This window comes from Pseudomonas sp. B1(2018) (genome assembly GCF_003097365.1).
Classification (GTDB): domain Bacteria; phylum Pseudomonadota; class Gammaproteobacteria; order Pseudomonadales; family Pseudomonadaceae; genus Aquipseudomonas; species Aquipseudomonas laurylsulfatiphila.
Map to the genome: position 1 here is coordinate 136,438 of NZ_PYUK01000016.1, position 16,020 is coordinate 152,457.

14 protein-coding genes and 1 pseudogene are annotated in these 16,020 nt (G+C 59.9%); 6 read left to right on the plus strand and 9 right to left on the minus strand.

Annotated features, from left to right (window positions below; translation table 11 throughout):
- Nucleotides 1–55 precede the first annotated feature (55 nt).
- Nucleotides 56–1,351, plus strand: a complete 1,296-nt coding sequence (gene gbcA / locus C9422_RS23295) for a glycine-betaine demethylase subunit GbcA (RefSeq protein WP_007975514.1) — start codon at nucleotides 56–58, stop codon at nucleotides 1,349–1,351.
- Between the two features lie 775 nt (nucleotides 1,352–2,126).
- On the opposite strand, the gene C9422_RS23300 is transcribed toward gbcA, so the two are convergent.
- From C9422_RS23300 to C9422_RS23335, 8 genes are all read right to left on the minus strand, one after another.
- Nucleotides 2,127–3,293 (minus strand): retropepsin-like aspartic protease, encoded by a 1,167-nt coding sequence (locus tag C9422_RS23300; protein WP_116582315.1) that lies wholly within the window; start codon nucleotides 3,291–3,293, stop codon nucleotides 2,127–2,129.
- A gap of 225 nt (nucleotides 3,294–3,518) precedes the next feature.
- The gene (locus tag C9422_RS23305) at nucleotides 3,519–4,085 is read right to left on the minus strand and encodes a GNAT family N-acetyltransferase (protein ID WP_116582300.1); all 567 of its coding nucleotides are present in this window, start codon (nucleotides 4,083–4,085) and stop codon (nucleotides 3,519–3,521) included.
- A gap of 123 nt (nucleotides 4,086–4,208) precedes the next feature.
- Nucleotides 4,209–4,979, minus strand: coding sequence for an electron transfer flavoprotein subunit beta (locus C9422_RS23310; RefSeq protein ID WP_116582301.1), 771 nt, complete (start codon nucleotides 4,977–4,979; stop codon nucleotides 4,209–4,211).
- Nucleotides 4,980–4,994: 15 nt separating this feature from the next.
- Nucleotides 4,995–6,215 (minus strand): electron transfer flavoprotein subunit alpha/FixB family protein, encoded by a 1,221-nt coding sequence (locus C9422_RS23315; RefSeq protein WP_007975508.1) that lies wholly within the window; start codon nucleotides 6,213–6,215, stop codon nucleotides 4,995–4,997.
- The gene (gene dgcB / locus C9422_RS23320; RefSeq protein ID WP_116582302.1) at nucleotides 6,215–8,158 is read right to left on the minus strand and encodes a dimethylglycine demethylation protein DgcB; all 1,944 of its coding nucleotides are present in this window, start codon (nucleotides 8,156–8,158) and stop codon (nucleotides 6,215–6,217) included. The genes C9422_RS23315 and dgcB overlap by 1 nt, the downstream gene beginning before the upstream one ends.
- Nucleotides 8,159–8,302: 144 nt before the next feature.
- Nucleotides 8,303–10,363, minus strand: coding sequence for a dimethylglycine demethylation protein DgcA (gene dgcA / locus C9422_RS23325; protein WP_007975506.1), 2,061 nt, complete (start codon nucleotides 10,361–10,363; stop codon nucleotides 8,303–8,305).
- A gap of 15 nt (nucleotides 10,364–10,378) precedes the next feature.
- Nucleotides 10,379–10,909 (minus strand): DUF5943 domain-containing protein, encoded by a 531-nt coding sequence (locus C9422_RS23330; RefSeq protein WP_007975505.1) that lies wholly within the window; start codon nucleotides 10,907–10,909, stop codon nucleotides 10,379–10,381.
- A gap of 78 nt (nucleotides 10,910–10,987) precedes the next feature.
- Nucleotides 10,988–11,965 carry a dipeptidase gene (locus C9422_RS23335; RefSeq protein WP_015097138.1) on the minus strand — a complete coding sequence of 326 codons (978 nt, stop codon included), beginning with the start codon at nucleotides 11,963–11,965 and terminating at the stop codon, nucleotides 10,988–10,990.
- Between the two features lie 224 nt (nucleotides 11,966–12,189).
- Here C9422_RS23335 and C9422_RS23345 point away from each other — a divergent pair, with 224 nt between their 5' ends.
- The 4 genes and pseudogenes from C9422_RS23345 to C9422_RS23360 all read left to right on the plus strand — a co-directional run bounded on the left by C9422_RS23345 (nucleotide 12,190) and on the right by C9422_RS23360 (nucleotide 13,813).
- On the plus strand, nucleotides 12,190–12,591 hold the full coding sequence (locus C9422_RS23345; protein WP_116582303.1) for a lysozyme inhibitor LprI family protein: 402 nt from the start codon (nucleotides 12,190–12,192) through the stop codon (nucleotides 12,589–12,591).
- A 212-nt stretch (nucleotides 12,592–12,803) separates the two neighbouring features.
- Nucleotides 12,804–13,057: pseudogene (locus C9422_RS23350) on the plus strand (type II toxin-antitoxin system RelE/ParE family toxin).
- Nucleotides 13,041–13,364 (plus strand): helix-turn-helix domain-containing protein, encoded by a 324-nt coding sequence (locus tag C9422_RS23355; protein WP_007975501.1) that lies wholly within the window; start codon nucleotides 13,041–13,043, stop codon nucleotides 13,362–13,364. The pseudogene C9422_RS23350 and the gene C9422_RS23355 overlap by 17 nt, the downstream one beginning before the upstream one ends.
- Nucleotides 13,365–13,396: 32 nt before the next feature.
- Nucleotides 13,397–13,813 (plus strand): DUF3010 family protein, encoded by a 417-nt coding sequence (locus tag C9422_RS23360; protein ID WP_007975500.1) that lies wholly within the window; start codon nucleotides 13,397–13,399, stop codon nucleotides 13,811–13,813.
- A gap of 87 nt (nucleotides 13,814–13,900) precedes the next feature.
- On the opposite strand, the gene C9422_RS23365 is transcribed toward C9422_RS23360, so the two are convergent.
- Nucleotides 13,901–14,845 (minus strand): GlxA family transcriptional regulator, encoded by a 945-nt coding sequence (locus C9422_RS23365; RefSeq protein WP_102700689.1) that lies wholly within the window; start codon nucleotides 14,843–14,845, stop codon nucleotides 13,901–13,903.
- A gap of 225 nt (nucleotides 14,846–15,070) precedes the next feature.
- Between C9422_RS23365 and C9422_RS23370 the strand changes: the two genes are divergently transcribed.
- Nucleotides 15,071–16,015 carry a choline ABC transporter substrate-binding protein gene (locus tag C9422_RS23370; protein WP_116582304.1) on the plus strand — a complete coding sequence of 315 codons (945 nt, stop codon included), beginning with the start codon at nucleotides 15,071–15,073 and terminating at the stop codon, nucleotides 16,013–16,015.
- The last annotated feature ends 5 nt before the right edge of the window (nucleotides 16,016–16,020 follow it).

Sequence of the window (16,020 nt, forward strand, 5' to 3'; positions counted from 1 at the left end):
CACACCTGATTAGCCACTTTCGCCGGCCACACAGAATGGCCTTGAGGATTAAACGATGGACGTCACTACTACCCTGAGCCTGGGCGATCCGCTGGAACCCGCACGCAAGGCCACCGCGCAGATGCTGCAGGAGCGCGAGCGCACGTTCTCGCTGCCGCAGCCGTTTTACTCCGACGAGCGCCTGTTTGATATCGACATGCAGGAAATCTTTCAGAAAGAGTGGCTGATCGCCGGCATGACCTGCGAGATCCCCACCAAGGGCAACTACCTGACCCTGCAGGTCGGCAAGAACCCGATCATCGTGATCCGTGGCGCCGAAGGCGTGGTGCACGCGTTCCATAACGTCTGCCGCCATCGTGGCTCACGCCTGTGCACCAGCGACAAGGGCAAGGTCGCCAAGCTGGTTTGCCACTACCACCAATGGACCTACGAACTCGACGGCCGCCTGCTGTTCGCCGGCACCGAGATGGGCGCCGACTTCGACATGAATCAGTACGGCCTCAAACCGGTGAACGTGAAGACTGCCGGCGGCTACATCTTCATCAGCCTGGCGGAGAACCCGCCAGCCATCGATGACTTCCTGTCGACGCTCAACCACTACATGGAACCGTACGACATGGAAAACACCAAGGTGGCGGTGCAAACCACCTTGATGGAAAAGGCCAACTGGAAGCTGGTGCTAGAGAACAACCGCGAGTGCTACCACTGCAACGCATCGCACCCGGAACTGCTGAAAACCCTGCTGGAATGGGACGACGTCACCGACCCGCGCGCCGACCAGGCGTTCAAGGACCACGTGGCCGCCTCCGCCGCCGCCTGGGAAGCCGAGAAGATCCCGTACGCCCACGCCAGCTTCGGCCTGCGCAACCGCATCGTGCGCATGCCACTGCTCAAGGGCACCGTGTCGATGACCATGGACGGCAAACAGGGCTGCGCCAAGCTGATGGGCCGCATCAAGAACCCGGACCTGGGCTCGATGCGCATCCTGCACCTGCCGCACTCCTGGAACCACTGCATGGGCGACCACATCATCGTGTTCACCGTGTGGCCGATCAGCGCCCAGGAAACCATGGTCACCACCAAGTGGATCGTGCACAAGGACGCGGTCGAAGGCGTGGACTACGACGTGGAGCGCATGCGCCAGGTCTGGGACGCCACCAACGACCAGGACCGTCGTCTGGCCGAAGAGAACCAGCGCGGCATCAACTCCACCGCGTACCAGCCAGGCCCGTACTCCAAGACCTATGAGTTCGGCGTGGTGAACTTCGTGGACTGGTACAGCGAGCGTCTGCTGAGCAACCTGGGGGCCGAGCCTGCACCGTACCTCAAGGGCGTTCCAGTCCAAGGCTAAATCCACTCCCTGTAGGAGCGAGCTTGCTCGCGATGAGCCTGAGAACGCCGCCGGGTGTCAGGTTGCCAACGTTATCGTTGACGTCCATCGCGAGCAGGCTCGCTTCTACAGGGGGCTTGCCCGTCATTCATAGAACTGTACGAAATATGACCTATCTCGTTCAGACCTATGCCCGCCGCACCTCCCAGCCTTCCGCAAACAAGTTATCCACATCTCCACCCACAGCTATTGGGGACAACTGTGGATATGCCGGAAATTTTCTTCACGAAAACCAAAGAAAAACCGTGACTTATCCAGAAGCCTGCTTCTACGGATGGACTGGTCGTTTTTTGATCTAAAGCCTGAAAGCCACGTTTTTAAAGGCGTTCATAGGATGGCAAACACCTTATCCACAGAAGCACCAACAGACTTTGGGGTTAACTTGGAAGGCTCTGTGGAAAACCGCAGAAACCTTGAAAAATCCAGCGTTTGCGTGAAAGCCGGTAATGCAAAACCACCTTTTGATCACTTTATGATCAGACGCCTGCGAACCGCTATTTACAAGGCCTGCAGCCGATAGCAAACATCTTATCCACAGAAGCGCCAACAGAGATTGGGGGCAAGTCTGCCTTAACAGCAGCACTTATCCCCTTGAAAAAGCTTGGAAAAACCACGAACCAGGCTGGTTGTTTTTTGAACGACGCTTTGCAGGGCTTGATTTACATGGGTCGTAGCGAGGGGCGAACATGTTATCCACAGAACCACCAACAGGGATTGTGGGTAAACACCGCCGTGTTCAGACTTTATTGAAGCATGAGCGACCCGAGGCCAGGTCCAGGTTCAATTCAAAGTCCTTGAAGGCGCGCCAACCGAGCAATATCGACGGCACGTATTGCCCGCCCAGCAGCGACGGCGGGATGGTGAAGCCCGGAAAGTATTTGTAGCTGACCGCCATGATGTTGCCTTGCATGACCAGTACGCCGTCGAAGCGTTGAAAGTGCTTGTTGTCGCCGGTGTAACCGTTCGAGCTTCCTGGTGTCAGTGCCTGCACGGCATTGACCTGCCTGCCAGGTGACGAGGCCGTCAGGTAGTCGACATTTCCCGTATCGATGATGGCCTGCGTTGTCCGGCGATCCAGCTGAGCGGCCACCACCAGCCGCTGGTTGAGATCCTGGCGGCTAAAGGCAATGAACGCATCGCAGCGCCTGACAGGCGCAGGATTGAGTTCCAGGGCTCTTCTGGTGATCTTCAAGCGCCCCAGTTTGCTGATCAGGTCCAGCCCCAACAAATTATCCCGGTCGCTGACAAACACCAGGACATTCCTGAACTCGCGAGTGCCGACTTTGAGTGACCCGAGAATGCCCAGCCTCGCGATCAGGCCTTTTTCGCCATAAAACGTGCTGTAGCGATACTGAGCATCGGGCAACAACCTGATGCCCATCTGTTTCGCCGTGTCGATGTTGACCCGGGTTTGCGGTGCCCCCGTGTCCAGCACAAAACGCGCCGAGACACCGTTGGCCGCACCGACATCGATAAACGGCAGCACTTCCTGCGCGATGTAAAAGTCGTTGGCATACGGATGCAGCGGCAATACCTCATGCCGCGCCGAACCGCTGACCGAGAAATTGCCAGTCGTCGCCAGGATAGCCAGTGATTTGTCGCCGAACATGGAGAACAGCGGTTTCAGATCGGCGCTGGCCTCTATCGCCCGGGCATGCCTGCCCTTGATCGCCATAAAGTATTCGGGGAGTTGGTTGGCGACCTTGGCTTCGAGCATTCTGGCCAGGACCGTCACCGAACAGTCGAGGTGCTTATCGGCATCCAGAACCTTGTCGCACTGTTGCCGCAGTTGAGCCAGGGACGCGTTGCGCCCCTGTTCGGTCTCGACCCACTGATAAAAGTCCTGATCGGCCACGGGTGCTTTTGTCTGGACGGCAGACATCAAGCCTGTGGATACCCACATGGCCGTGGCAAAGAGCACCAAAAGAGCGAAAGTCTTCATATTCAAGCCAGTCATAAAACCGGGTTTTATGAGTCAGCGCTGAATGTCTGAAAACTCCCGAAAGCGTGCCACACCCTTGATCAGCGCATAGAAAACTGTAGCTCACCGCCCTTGTCGGCGTGGAGTCAGAAAAAGAATGCGTGGCGCTGTGGATAACTGTCGCGGGTGAAACACCCCCGATCCAGCTCAGGGCCTGTGCATAAGATAGGCGTCGCCGGTGACGCGGATCATGGGATGAGGGGTGACCTGGCAGGTCTTGATGATCCCGAAACCGTGTCGCTCGTAAAAACGCCGGGCACCCGTGTTGGCGGCATAGTCGATCAGGCTCAAGCCATTGAGCCCCAGCCGGTCGGCCCGTTCTTGGGCATGGGCGAGAAACTGCATGCCCAGCCCCCGGTTACGCCAGCCTTCATGCAGGGCCAGGCTGGAGATATACAGGGTGTCGGGCACTTCCATGTCGGCATAAGGCGCCAGCACCGGGTCGGTCGTCGGCACCGCCAGTGGATCGTGGCGCATCGCGTAACTGTGCATCATGCCAATGACCTGACCATCGGCCTCGGCAATCAGGCAGTTCTGGTAGGAGAAATCGACGTCGTCCCGGGCATATCGAATGGCACCGACGTCCAGCAATGTCTGGCCAGGTTCGGCCAGTTGGCTCCAGATATAATCCGAAGCGCCTTCCGATGAAATCTGGAACAGACGCGCAATCTCACGCGCGTCTGCACGCACTGCCGAACGAAATTCAACTGCCATTGTTTTCTCTGTCAGATTTATACGATTCACATGTAGGAGCTGCCGCAGGCTGCGATCTTTTGACCTTCATTTTTAAAAACAAGATCAACAGATCGCAGCCTGCGGCAGCTCCTACAACAAGCCCTAGCGGACTACACCTTCTTCAATCAGAAGCTTGAGAATCGCCTCGGCGCCGGCCTGGGCCGTCACGCCTTTGAGCACCTGCCCGCCTCCACCACTGGCCTTGGCCGTCGCGGCTTTCATGCGGTCGGCGCCGCTCTTGGCCTTGATCACTTTCAGGCGCTTGGGCCGTGGCTTGGCCGGTTGCAGGCTGGCGACCGCGAGCAGTTCATCATCAATGACTTCAACGTCCTGCGCTTGCAGCACGCCGCGTCGGGCCGGGCCATACGCGCTCTGGCGAGGCTTGGGCGCGGCGTTGTCCACCGTTGCCAGAAACGGCAGGCGTACCTTCAGCCGACGACGTTGACCGCGCGGCAAGGCTTGCAGCACCAGCGCCGAACCGCCATCGATGGACTCGACCTGTGCCAGTCCCACCACCAGCGGCCAGCCCAGGCTTTCAGCCAGCAGGAAGGGCAACATGCCCGAACCTTCACCGGTTTCCGCCTGGCTGCCGGTCAACACCACCTGAGCACCGGCATCGCGCAGATACTCGGTCAATGCCGGCAGCGCATCGGCACCCTCGGGCTGCTCAAGCACATGCAACTCTTCCAGGCCCATACCCAGGTAAGCGCGCAGCGCAGGCTCGGCGACATCGCCGGCATGCAGCACCTGCAAGTTATCCCCAGCCAGTTGCAGGCCCAGTTCCACCGCCCGCGCATCCTGTTCCGCACGACGCGGCCGACCGGACGTCGGGTGGGCGCCGATGGACACCAGGCTGATGATTTTCGTGCTCATAACCCTTTCCTTCCCTTAAGCCGCATCGCGCTTGGCGTCGTTGCGGTAAGCCTCTACCGCGTCGATCAAGGCTTGAAGAATCTCCGCGCTCTCGCCGATTACCGAGAGGTCGGCACGCTTGATCATGTCGCAGCCAGGGTCGAGGTTGATCGCCACCACCTTGTCGCAGGCACCGATGCCCTGCAGGTGCTGGATCGCCCCGGAAATCCCCACAGCCACATAGACCCGTGCAGTCACCCAGGTACCGGACGCCCCGACCTGACGATCGCGGGCCATGAAGCCGTCGTCCACCGCCACCCGCGATGCGCCTTCGGTCGCGCCGAGGGCTTCGGCGGTCCTGTGGAAAAGTCCCCAGTCCTTGACCCCGTTGCCGCCGGAGAAAATGAACTCGGCTTCGGCCATCGGAATCGCCGCCGGGTCCACCGCTACCGCGCCCAGATCTTCGATCCGCGACAGGCTGCGCGCCACGGTTGTGGATAACTCCACCGGCAACGCTTCATGACGGGTTTCACTGACCGGTTCAGCGCACTCGGCAGCCGCCAGAATCAAGCGCGCCAACGGACGGGCAAGGTCTTGCAGACCGGCACCGGCGCGGCCGATGCACTCCTGATCCTTGACCTGCCAGACCCGAGTGGCCGGGCGTTCGCCCAGGGCAGCGGCAAAGCGCCGACCCAGTTCCCCGCCACCGGTGCGACTGTCCGGCAACAACCAGTGACGCGGGCTGAACTGGTTATCCACAGCCCGCAGCCCCTGGACCCGTTGCTCCGGTGCATAACCGCTGAATGCTTCGCCTTCCAACACCAGCAGGCGGTCGACGCCCGCCGTGGCAAAAGCGCTTTCCTTGTGCTCGCCGAACACCACGGCCAGCACTGCGCCGTCCTTGCCGGCCAGTTGATGGGCCAGGCCCAGCAGGTCGCGGTCGTGACTGCTCAAGCGGCCACCGACCATGTCCGGCACCACGCTGATGTAAAACGCCGGCGCGGCCACCTGATGCAATGGCAATTGCACTTCAACCGCGGCTGAACGTTTAGTCGTCCCGCCCTGCTGGGCCCCACTGCGGTCGATGCGCTTGATGCCATTGGGGCCGATAAAGCCAATGCCATGGGGATTCTTGCGGATGACACCGTTAGGCCCCATCCAGCTGTGCTGCGCCGGTTGCATGGCCGCGTGCAATGGATGCAGACGATTGCGGGCGATCCATTCGGCCCGCGGGTCGCGGCGGATAATGTCGCTCATCAGTGGGCCTCCGCAGGTTCGCGCTTGACGGGTGTCTTGGCGGGCGCAGCGTCGTCGAGCAACGCGTCGGCCACCAGTTCGGCGATGTCCTTGATCAGCGGCCGGGGTTCGACCACGCCTTCGAGCATCGCGGTGCACTGTGGACAACCCACGGCCACCAGTTCGGCACCGGTTTCGCGGATGTCTTCCATGCGCATGTCAGGAATGCGTTGCTTGCCCGGAATGTCGGTGATCGGTGCACCGCCACCACCGCCGCAGCAGCGGGAGCGGAAACCGGAACGTTGCATCTCTTTCACTTCGATCCCGAGGGCACGCAACACCTGGCGCGGCGCCTCGTATTCGCCGTTGTAGCGGCCGAGGTAGCACGGGTCGTGGTAGGTCACGCTGTCACCTTTGTGCTGACCGAGGTTCAGCGCGCCAGCATCGATGATTTCCGCCATGTAGGTGCTGTGGTGCTGCACCAGGTAGTTGCCGTCGAAGGCGTCGTACTCGTTTTTCAGCACGTGGAAGCTGTGCGGATCGCAGGTGACGATGCGGTTGAAACTGTACTTGGCCAGGGTCTGGATGTTGCGCTTGGCCAGCAATTGGAACGTTGCTTCATCGCCCAGGCGTCGGGCCACGTCACCGCTGTCACGTTCTTCGAGGCCGAGTACGGCGAAGTCGATTTTCGCCGCCTTGAGCACTTTGACGAAGGCGCGCAGGGTGCGCTGGTTGCGCATGTCGAAGGCGCCGTCGCCGACCCAGAACAGCACGTCGGTGGATTTCTTTTCGCTGAGCAGGTTGAGGTTCAAGTCCGCCGCCCAGTTCATCCGCCCGCCCGGCGCAAAGCCGCCCGGGTTGTCGGTGGCGATCAGGTTTTCCAGGACTTCGGCGCCCTTGTTCGGGGTCGCGCCCTTTTCCAGGGTCAGGTGACGGCGCATGTCGACGATGGCATCGACGTGCTCGATCATCATCGGGCACTCCTCGACGCAGGCGCGGCAAGTCGTGCACGACCACAGGGTCTCGGCGTCCACCAGACCATTGACGATCGGCTGATGTGGATTGCCAGCGTGCTCGCCAATCGCTTTACCGGGATATGGGCTGCCAGCGAATTTTGCATCGGTGCCACCGGCCAGGCCGACGACCATGTCTTGAATCAGTTTTTTCGGGTTCAGCGGCTGGCCGGCGGCGAAGGCCGGGCACGCGGCTTCGCATTTACCGCACTGCACGCAGGCGTCGAAGCCGAGCAATTGGTTCCAGGTGAAATCCTTGGGTTTTTCCACGCCCAGTGGCGCACTCAAGTCGCTGAGATCCAGCGGCTTCAAACCGGTGGAACGGCCGCCGCCAAAACGCTCGGCGCGGCGGTGCCAGGCCAAGTGCAAGGCGCCGGCAAAGGCGTGCTTCATCGGCCCGCCCCAAGTCATGCCGAAGAACAGTTCCGACACGCCCCACAACACGCCAACCCCGAGAATCGCCGCCAACAGCCAACCGCCGAAGTTTTCCGGAAGGATGCCCGCCACCGGCAGGGTCAACAGGAAGAACGAGGCCGAGAATGCCAGCAGGCTTTTCGGCAGGCGCATCCACGGGCCTTTCGACAGGCGCGACGGCGGGTTGCGCCGACGCAGGTAAACGAAGATCGCGCCAACGAACATCACCGCCGACATCAGCAGCAGCGCATAGCCGAGGAAGCGGTTATGCAGGCCGAAACCATGCACCAGAATCGCCAGCACGATGGACGCCACCGCACCGCCGGCCGTGGCAACGTGGGTGTTGGCAATGTATTTGTCCCGCGCCACCACATGGTGCAAGTCGACCATGTAGCGCTTGGGCATGGCGAACAGTCCACCGATCAGGTCGACTTTCGAAGCCCGGCCCCGGCGCCACATGGCCACCCGCCGCAACGCGCCCAAGACACCAAGGCCCAGGGCTGCGAACAACAGGATTGGAAGAAGGGTGTTCAACATGGTGAAGCTCCCACCAGAACATCTTGGAGAAACGCGGTCGGTGTGTAGGAGCTGCCGCAGGCTGCGATCTTTTGATCTTGATCTTGAAAACAAAATCAAAAGATCGCAGCCTGCGGCAGCTCCTACACGGGGGACGTCAAAGGCTTAGAAATCCTTGCACAACCGCAACGCGTCATAGATCGCCGCGTGCACGTTACGCTGGGCCACGCAGTCGCCGATGCGGAACAGCAGGTAGCCGTCGCCGCTCTGTTCCAGGCAAGGTTGCGGCTTGATCGCGAACAAGGCTTCGACGTCGATCTGACCTTTGTTGCGCGAGCCTTCCTTCAGCGCGTAGTAGATTTCTTCGTCCGGACGCACGCCGTTTTCCACGACCACCTGGTCAACCACCCGCTCCTCTTTGGCACCGGTGTATTCGTTTTCCAGTACCGCCACCAGCTTGTCGCCTTCGCGGTAGACCTTCTCCAGCATCATGTCGCCGGTCATGATCACTTCTTTCGGGTACATGCTGCGGTAGTAAGTCGGGAACGATGTGCCCCCGATGGCCACGCCCGGCTTGATGTCGTCGGTGACGATCTCTACCTGGCTGCCCTTGTCGGCGATGAAGTCAGCGGTCGACATGCCGGTGAATTCGCAAATGGTGTCGTAGACCAGCACGTTTTTGCCCGGTGCAACCTTGCCGTCGAGGATGTCCCAGCTGCTGACCACCAGGCCTTCAGCCGCGCCCCAGTGTTCGTTCTGCTCGATGAACGGATGACCGCCGACGGCCAGCACCACCACGTCCGGACGCAGGTCCATGATGGTTGGCGCGTCAGCCGCGGTACCCAGGCGCAGGTCGACTTTCAACCGTGCCAGTTCCAGTTGATACCAGCGGGTGATACCGGCGATCTGGTCCCGTTGCGGGGCTTTCGATGCGGTGGTGATCTGCCCGCCGATGAATTCCTTTTTCTCGAACAGGGTCACGTCGTGGCCACGCTCGGCGGCCACGCGGGCGGCCTCCATCCCGGCAGGACCGGCGCCGACCACCACCACCTTGCGTTTCACGCCAGTGGTTTTTTCGATGATGTGCGGCAGGCCCATGTATTCACGAGAAGTCGCGGCGTTCTGAATGCACAGCACATCCAGGCCCTGATACTGACGGTCGATGCAGTAGTTGGCTCCGACGCATTGTTTGATCTGGTCGATCTGGCCCATCTTGATCTTGGCGATCAGGTGCGGGTCGGCGATGTGCGCGCGGGTCATGCCGACCATATCGACGTAACCGCCTTCCAGGATACGCGTGGCCTGGTTCGGGTCCTTGATGTTCTGCGCGTGCAGCACTGGAACCTTGACCACTTCCTTGATGCCGGCAGCCAGATGCAGGAACGGCTCCGGCGGATAACTCATGTTCGGAATCACGTTGGCCAGGGTGTTGTGGGTGTCGCAACCCGAACCCACGACGCCGATGAAGTCGAGCATGCCGGTATCGTCGTAATACTTGGCGATCTGCTTCATGTCTTCGTGGGACAGGCCGTCCGGGTGGAACTCGTCACCACAGATGCGCATGCCCACGCAGAAATCGTCACCGACCTCGGCGCGTACGGCTTTCAAGACTTCCAGACCGAACTTCATCCGGCCTTCGAAGGTGCCGCCCCATTCGTCGGTACGCTTGTTGACCCGCGGGCTCCAGAACTGGTCGATCATGTGCTGGTGCACCGCCGACAGTTCAACACCGTCCAGGCCACCGGCCTTGGCGCGGCGGGCCGCTTGAGCGTAGTTACCGATCACCCGCCAGATCTCTTCCGGCTCGATGGTTTTGCAAGTGGCACGGTGCACCGGCTCGCGTACACCCGACGGCGACATCAGCGTCGGCCAGTTGAAGCCGTCCCAACGCGAGCGACGGCCCATGTGGGTAATCTGGATCATGATCTTGGCGCCGTGCTTATGCATGGCATCGGCCAGATTCTGGAAGTGCGGAATGATGCGGTCGGTGGACAGATTCACCGAACTCCACCATTCCTGCGGGCTGTCGATGGCCACCACGGACGAACCGCCGCAAATCGCCAGGCCGATACCGCCCTTGGCTTTCTCTTCGTAGTACTTGACGTACCGATCGGTGGTCATGCCGCCGTCGGTGGCATAAACCTCGGCGTGCGCGGTGCTGAGCACGCGGTTACGGATGGTCAGTTTGCCGATCTGGATCGGCTGGAACATTGCTTCGAAAGCCATGGCGGGTTCCTCGACTTACAACGGCTTGACGATGAACAAGCCGTCTTCGTGGCCCTCTTCGGAGCCACCGTAGACTTGCTCGGCCACGGTGCGGATCTTGCTGCCACGAGCGGCGAGGATCTGGTCCATCGCGCCGGCAAACCAGCCAGTGAACATATAGTCGACCTTGCGCCCGACCTTGCCGTACACATAGACGAACGCCGAGTGCTCGAGCTTGACACTGGCGGTGCCTTTGTCGAGGTCGATGTCCTGGATCTTGAACAGGCCCCAGCCGCGCTGCGACAGGCGCTTCATGTAGTGCTCGAACACCGCGACGCCTTCCAGGCCATGGCATTCGGCTTCTTTTTCACACCAGTGCCAGGCGGACTTGTAGCCGGCCTTGTAGAGAATTTCGGCATAGGCTTCAGCGCCCAGCACTTCCTCGATGCCCATGTGGTTGTTGACGAAGAAATGCCGTGGCACGTACAGCATCGGCAGGGCGTCGGACGTCCAGACACCGGTCTCGCTGTCGACTTCGATTGGCAATTGCGGGGCGATCTTGGCCATGGAAACTTAACTCCAGAAAAATTTTGGTGTTGCCCCCGGCGCGGGCGGCCGGGGGAAAGGATTCAGAGATGCAGTGGCTTATTCGCCCCAAACGTCCTTGAGGACGTTCACCCAGTTTTCGCCCATGATCTTGCGCACCACTCGCTCGGAGTGGCCGCGCTTGAGCAGGGTTTCGGTCAGGTTCGGGAACTCGCCCACGGTGCGGATGCCCAGCGGGTTGATGATCTTGCCGAAGCTGGTCAGGCGGCGGGCGTAGCCCTTGTCGTGGGTCAGGTATTCGAAGAAGTCCTGGCCATGGCCCTGGGTGAAGTCGGTGCCGATGCCGATGGCGTCTTCGCCGACGATGTTCATCACGTACTCGATGGCTTCGGCGTAGTCGTCGATGGTCGAGTCGATACCCTTGGCGAGGAATGGCGCGAACATGGTGACGCCGACAAAGCCGCCGTGGTCGGCAATGAACTTGAGTTCTTCATCGGACTTGTTGCGCGGGTGCTCCTTGAGTCCCGACGGCAGGCAGTGGGAGTAGCAAACCGGTTTTTTCGACTCGAGGATGACTTCTTCGGAAGTCTTGGAGCCGACGTGAGACAGGTCGCACATCACGCCAACGCGGTTCATCTCGGCGACGATTTCGCGACCGAAGCCCGACAGGCCGCCATCACGCTCGTAGCAACCGGTGCCCACCAGGTTCTGGGTGTTGTAGCACATCTGCACGATGCCCACGCCGAGCTGCTTGAACACCTCGACATAGCCGATCTGGTCTTCATAGGCATGGGCGTTCTGGAAGCCGAAGAGGATGCCGGTCTTGCCCTGCTCCTTGGCCTTGCGGATGTCGGCGGTGGTACGTACCGGCATCACCAGGTCACTGTTCTCGCGGATCAGCTTCTGGCTAGCTGCGATGTTGTTGACGGTGGCCTGAAAGCCCTCCCACACCGACACGGTGCAGTTGGCTGCGGTCAAACCGCCCTTGCGCATGTCTTCGAACAGTTCACGGTTCCACTTGGCAATAATCAGCCCGTCGATAACGATGCTGTCGGCGTGCAATTCGGCTGGGCTCATCAGGCTGTCCCCTTATTAGCGATTCATGCGCCGAATCGTCTGCCGGCGCTTTGGGGCCAGCATATGCCTCGGTGCCTCGGCGACCGGGTGCAAAAACGACAGAGGGTTTGCCGAAAGCGTCAATCCGCGACAAAGGGTCGTCGCCAGGCACAATCAGCGACCTGTTCAAGGCCCTCGGCTTGGGCCAGAATTCGCTGCATCACTGGAATAGAGCGGCGACCTGAATGAAATCCATCCTTCTGGCTTTGGCACTGATTGCGACCGGCGTACACGCAGCGGAGGAGTCCGACGACAACCCGTGCGATAAAGTCGAAAACGACGTCCAGACCCTCGAGTGCTCGGCCTTCAGCAAAACCACCGCCGAAGACCTGCTCAAGGAAAACCTCCAGGGCCTTAGCGATCGCATGCAGTCGCAATACGGCAAAAACCCGTCGCAACTGGCCGACATCACCGCCAAGCTCAAGGCTGCCCAACAGCAGTGGCTGAAGACCCGGGATGCCGACTGCGCCGTCGAAGCCTTCCCGGCCACCGGTGGCAGCAAGGCGTTCACCATTGCGCAGAATGATTGCGTGGCAAGAATGAGTGATGAGCGGTCGGAGTTTTTGGAGTCGATTGGGCAGGAATAGTCCTGAATATTCCGGTGAAAGCTGGAACTGCGTCCACCTTTCAACAGCACTTTCCCTTCTTCCTACAACACGTTCTGACCCTGCCTACACGTATTGCCTGGAAGCCCCAATCTGTGGGCTTTTCACGCAACATGCTGACAATCGTTGTTGATTGTGCACCTGAAAAATATAAGTAAATATTCGCAAATCTTATAAAAGACTTATATTCTTCAATGAACAGCATCCACTGGACTCGAAAGGCCGTTAAGCAACTCTTGAGATTGCATTCCGCTCACCAGATTCAGGTCGTGATGCCATCACGGCGCTGGCAGACATGCCCGATGTAGGCAATGTCAAAGCACTGGTCGGTCATGACTACGCTTATCGGCTACGTGTCGGTAATTACCGGGTTATGTTCGACTGGGATGGCGCGATCAAAGTGGTCAGTATTCAAGAGGTTAAAAAACGCGATGAACGCACCTACTGACATCCAAATCATCAACGACGCCGAAGGCAATCCAGCCTTTGTTGTCATTCCCTATGCGCAATACGTGGCACAGAAAATCGAGCCCGACTTGATCCCCCACGAGGTGGTGAGCCGCATTGTCGATGGCGCTACCCCAATCCGCGCCTGGCGCGAACACTTGAACCTTACCCAGGATGAAGTGGCCAAACGAATGGGCATATCCCAGCCGGCATTTGCCCAACAGGAAACGGTCGCCAAGCCTCGCAAGGCCACCCGCGAAAAAATCGCCGCGGCGTTTGGTATCACCGCCACTCAACTTGAGCTGTAAGCTGCACGCTTCAGCCAGTAAAGGGATTCAACATGAAAGTCTGCGGCATCGAAATCAAAGGCAGCGAAGCGATCATCGCCGTGGCCACGCTGGACGGTCTGGCGCTGAGCCATGTCGCGCTCGCCACCAAGAAAATTGCCCTGGACGATGACGACGAAGCCGCCAACGTCAAAGTGTTCGCAGCCCAGGTCGCTTCGTTTGTGCGCGAGAACTCCATCGACCGTATCGCGATCAAGAAGCGCAGCAAGAAAGGTGAATTCGCCGGTGGGCCGACCACGTTCAAGATCGAAGGGGTTTTCCAGTTGCTGGAGAATTGCGAAGTGACGCTGCTGTCGCCTCAAACAATTACCGCGCAGTGCAAGAAATTCAATGTCGAGCTGCCGGATACGCTGAACAAGTATCAGCATGAGGCGTTTAAAGCGGCTTGTTCGGCGCTGTTGAAGAAGTAATACCGCCAAGATCAAAAGATCGCAGCCTTCGGCAGCTCCTACAGGAGACCCCATGTAGGAGCTGCCGAAGGCTGCGATCTTTTGATTTTACGCTTTAGCAGTACGTCGATCCTCCCGTGGGCACCGCTCATATTTCGCCCGATAACTGCGGGTGAAATACGACGGCGACTCAAACCCGCAGGCAATGCTCACCTCCAGCACGCTCATGTCAGTCTGCCGCAACAACTGCCGCGCTTTTTCCAACCGTAACCGCAGGTAGAAATTGCTCGGCGTGTCGTTCAGGTGCAGGCGAAACAGGCGCTCCAACTGCCGCCGCGTCACCTTGATCGATTCCGCCAGTTCCAGCGTACTCAGCGGCGGTTCGCTGTGCTGTTCCATCTCGCCGATCACCTGCACCAGCTTCTTGTTACTGATGCCGTAGCGTGTGGCGACTTCCATGCGTTGGTGGTCTTTGCGCGGGCGGATGCGGCCGAGCACGAATTGTTCACTGACCTGGATCGCCAGTTCCGGGCCATGGGCCTGGGCGATCAGATCCAGCATCAGATCAATGGAAGCGGTGCCACCCGCGGAGGTGATGCGCCGGCGGTCGATCTCAAACAATTCCTGGGTGACGCTGAGCTGTGGATAAGACTCCTTGAAGGCGTCGATGGCTTCCCAGTGCAGGGTCAGGCGATGGCCGTCGAGCAGGCCTGCCTCGGCGAGGATGAAGCTGCCGGTGTCGATGGCGCCGAGGGTCACGCCTTCGTTGTCCAGCCGACGCAACCAGTGCTCCAGCGCCGGGGTGGCGAATTTCAGCGGTTCGAACCCGGCAACCACCAACAGTGTCGCGCCCTTCTTCAGCGGCTCCAGCGCCGCATCGGCGTTGACCGACATACCGTTACTGGCCAGCACCGCCCCGCCGTCCGCGCTCAGCACATGCCAGCGATAGAGTTCGCCACGAAAGCGATTGGCGACCCGCAACGGCTCGATGGCCGAGATAAATCCGATGGCCGAGAAACCCGGCATCAACAAGAAGTAGAAATCCTGGGACATGGAGCGCACTCGCTTAGCAGGTAACAAGAGGCCGGGTAACGAGAGGGCGGGTAGCGTGAGGATGTTGATACGCCAGTTGCAAGCGGCTTTCAAGAGCACAGGTCGCTGCAGTGCAAGAGCTGGTCGCCGCAGTGCGCTTTCATCGGTGCTTTGCTGCGTAACTTGGCATCACCGGCGCATCAGACACCGGAACTCACAATAAACGAACTGCCGAGGAACCTGAGAATGAAACGACTGATCAGCAGCTGTATTCTTGCACTCAGTGGTACCGCGTTACTGAGCGCCAGTGTCATGGCCGCCGAACCCGCCGCATGCCAGAACGTGCGCATGGGTGTAGTGAACTGGACCGACGTGATCGCCACCAGTACCATGACCCAGGTATTGCTCGATGGCCTCGGCTACAGCACCAAACAAACCAGCGCCTCCCAGCAAATCATCTTCGCCGGGATCCGCGACCAGCGTCTGGACCTGTTCCTCGGCTACTGGAACCCGCTGATGACCCAGACCATCACCCCCTTCGTCGATGCCAAGCAGGTCAAGGTGCTTGAAGCGCCAAGCCTGCAAGACGCCCGCGCGACCCTCGCCGTGCCGACCTACCTCGCCGACAAGGGCCTGAAAACCTTCGCTGACATCGCCAAGTTCGAAAAAGAACTGGGCGGCAAGATCTACGGCATCGAGCCGGGCTCGGGCGCCAACACCCAGATCAAGGCGATGATCTCCAAGAACCAGTTCGGCCTCGGCAAGTTCCAGCTGGTCGAGTCCAGCGAAGCCGGCATGCTCGCCGCGGTGGACCGCGCCGTGCGTCGCAACGAAGCCGTGGTGTTCTTTGGCTGGGCGCCGCACCCGATGAACGTCAACGTGAAAATGACCTACCTCACCGGCAGCGACGACGCCCTCGGCCCGAACGAAGGCAAGGCCACCGTGTGGACCGTCACCGCGCCGACCTACGCCGAGCAATGCCCGAACATCGGTCGCCTGCTGAGCAACCTGACGTTCACCGCCGAAGACGAGAGCCGGATGATGCAGCCACTGCTGGATCACAAGGACGCTTTCGAGTCGGCCAAACAATGGCTCAAGGATCACCCGCAGGACAAAAAACGCTGGCTTGAAGGCGTCACCACCTTCGATGGCAAACCGGCCGCTGAAAACCTGCAACTGACCAGTAAATAAACCCG